This is a genomic window from Rhodocytophaga aerolata (assembly GCF_030503435.1).
In the GTDB taxonomy this organism is placed as follows: Bacteria; Bacteroidota; Bacteroidia; order Cytophagales; family 172606-1; genus Rhodocytophaga; species Rhodocytophaga aerolata.
The window spans coordinates 1-2,627 of sequence record NZ_JAUKPO010000123.1; the positions used below are offsets into that span (position 1 = coordinate 1).

A 2,627-nucleotide genomic window follows, 5' to 3' on the forward strand; every position below is an offset into this window, starting at 1 on the left:
CAGAGCAGTGGCAGTGCTGTGGTAAGCGCAACCGGGGGGGTGCCTCCCTACCGTTATCAATGGTCCAATGGAGCCACCTCCCCTGCCCTGGAAAAATTGCCGGCCGGCTCCTATACAGTTACTGTTACAGATGGCGCCGGGAGCTCTAAAACCGCCTCCCTGTCCCTTTCTCAACCGGCTGCTTTGACCCTGCAGCAAACCCTGAGTCCTGAAACAAGCAGTGGCCGGGATGGTGCTATCTCCCTTGCTGTTGCCGGGGGCACCGGCAGCTACAGCTATCTGTGGTCCACCGGGGCTACCACTAAAGATCTCACAGGCCTTGCTGCCGGCAACTACCAGCTAACTCTCACCGATGCCAATGGCTGTCAGCTGAGCAAAACCTTTACCCTGGCCCGCACGCCTGCCGCCCCGCTCCGCCTTAGCTTAACGGCCCGGCCGCCAGCCTGTCAGGGAGCCTCCAATGGAAACATCCAGGCGAGTGTCTCTGGTGGGGTGGCCCCTTACAGCTATCTTTGGTCTAGCGGCGCCACCACCCAAGACTTGTCCGGGATTGCTGCCGGCCGCTATAGCCTGACTGTCACCGATGCCCAAGGCACACAAACGGCCGCTGAGCTAACTTTGCAACAGCCCCAACTGCTGCTCATCCAAGAGCAACTACTGGCTGAAAGTCCTGCTGGCGGCGATGGCTCGATCAGCTTGTCGGTGAGCGGCGGCACAGCCCCTTACAGCTATCTTTGGTCTAGCGGGGCCACCACCCAAGACTTGTCAGCTCTTTCGGCCGGCAGCTATCAGGTGCGCGTCACGGATGCCCAAGGCTGCTACCAAGAGCGCACGTTTGTGCTTGAGCAAGCCCCGGCAGCGGCCTTGCTGCTGAGCTATCGCTTTACCCAGCCCCGCTGCTTTGGCTCGGCTAGCGGCTCGATCCGCCTGAGTGTATCGGGGGGAGTGCCTCCTTATCGTTATCAGTGGTCTAATGGAGCCACCACCTCAGAGCTAACAGGAATTGCCGCCGGCAGCTATCAGGTGAGCATCACCGATGCTAAAGGCAGCAAGCAGACCCAAACGATCCTCTTGCCGGAAGCCACCCCGCTGCAGATCAGCTACAGCGCTACCGCTCAAAGCCTGCCGCAGGAAGATGGCTCCATTCGCCTGTCAGTGAGTGGGGGCACGGGTCCCTACAGCTATCTGTGGTCTAATGGAGCCACCTCCCAAAACCTGTCCGGTCTTATAGCCGGCACATATGGGGTCAGCGTTACCGATGCCTATGGCTGTCAGGTCCATGAAACCATACAAGTCAAGCAGACAAGCGGGCAAACGGCTACCACTCCCCTTACTCTTACGCTCAGCAGCCAACCGCTGCGCTGCTATGGACAGCCGGAGGGCGCTGTGGCCGTAACTGTAACCGGGGGGGTAGCTCCCTACCGCTATCAGTGGTCCAATGGAGTGACTACCCCAGAGCTATCCAGTCTGCCAGCCGGCTCCTATACGGTCACCGTCACCGATGGCACCGGGAGCTCTAAAACTGCTTCCCTGACCCTTAGCCAACCCCAGGTCCTGCAGCTCAGCGGGCAGGTAAGTCCGGCCAGTGCCCAGAGCAGCGATGGCTCCATCCGCCTGTCAGTCAGTGGGGGCACCCCGCCCTACCGCTATGAATGGTCTACCGGGGCTAGCACCCCGGATTTGTCCGGCCTTGCCGCCGGCAGCTATCAGGTGAGCGTGACCGATCAGAACGGATGCCGCCAGCAGACAGGCTTTGAGCTAAGCTCTTTGCCACCCCTAGCGCGCATCCAAAGCATCAGCTTGCTCAATGCCGCGAACGATCAGGTGCTGGCTGCCTACCATCCCCTGCAGGAGCAGGATACGATCAATCTGGCCTTGCTGCCTTCCCGGCTGCTCAACCTGCGGGCCAACACCAGTCAGGGAGCCATTGAGCGGGTAGAGTTTGTGCTCAATGGAGCGGCTAGCCGCGATCTGACGGCTCCTTTCTACCTGCAAGGGCCGGCAGGGTGGCGTCCGGAGGTGGGCTCCTATCAGTTGATAGCCATCCCTTACACGAAAGGAGGCCAGAAGGGCGAAAGCTACCAGCTGAGCTTTTCTGTGATTGACCAGCCACCGGTGGCCAAGGGCAAGGGCATTGAGCCGCTGCTCAGCTGCGTGCAGGACAATGGCGATGGCACGCTGACAGCCACCTTGGGCTATGTGAACCATAACCCCTTCCGGGTAGAGCTGCCTAGAGGCAAGGCTAACTTTTTATCCCTGCCGGTTTTGCAGGGAGAACTACCCGAGTTTTTTGAGGCAGGCACCCATGCGAAGGTGTTCACCCTGCGCTTTGCAGCTAGCGACAAGCCGGAATGGAAGCTGACCGGACCTGATGGCAGGCAGCACAGCCTGGAGCTAAGCAGCCGCTCCCCGCTATGTACTCCGCAAGGCGAGCCGCTCAAGCCACGCATCGTGTTTTCCCCCAATCAGGATGGCATCGATGATTGGTGGCAGATTGACAACATAGAGCAGTACCCGGGCTATGAGCTGCTTATTTACAACCGGCAGGGCAGCAAGGTGTTTGAGGCAAAGCCCTATCAAAACAATTGGGATGGCACTTTTCAGGGAAAGCCCTTGATGGCCGAAGC

Annotated in this window: 2 protein-coding genes and 1 pseudogene; 2 read left to right on the plus strand and 1 reads right to left on the minus strand. The window is 59.6% G+C overall.

Features of this window, described 5'->3' with window-relative positions; all coding sequences use genetic code 11:
* Positions 1–972 (plus strand): annotated as a pseudogene (locus tag Q0590_RS37760) (SprB repeat-containing protein); the annotation flags it as partial.
* 21 nt (positions 973–993) lie between these two features.
* On the opposite strand, the gene Q0590_RS36970 reads toward Q0590_RS37760, so the two are convergent.
* A complete protein-coding gene (locus Q0590_RS36970) occupies positions 994–1,119 on the minus strand; it encodes a hypothetical protein (RefSeq protein ID WP_302042716.1) in 126 nt (41 codons plus the stop codon).
* Positions 1,120–1,155: 36 nt separating this feature from the next.
* Between Q0590_RS36970 and Q0590_RS36975 the strand changes: the two genes are divergently transcribed.
* Positions 1,156–2,627: T9SS type B sorting domain-containing protein (locus Q0590_RS36975; RefSeq protein ID WP_302042717.1), on the plus strand; the 1,472-nt coding region annotated here is incomplete at its 3' end.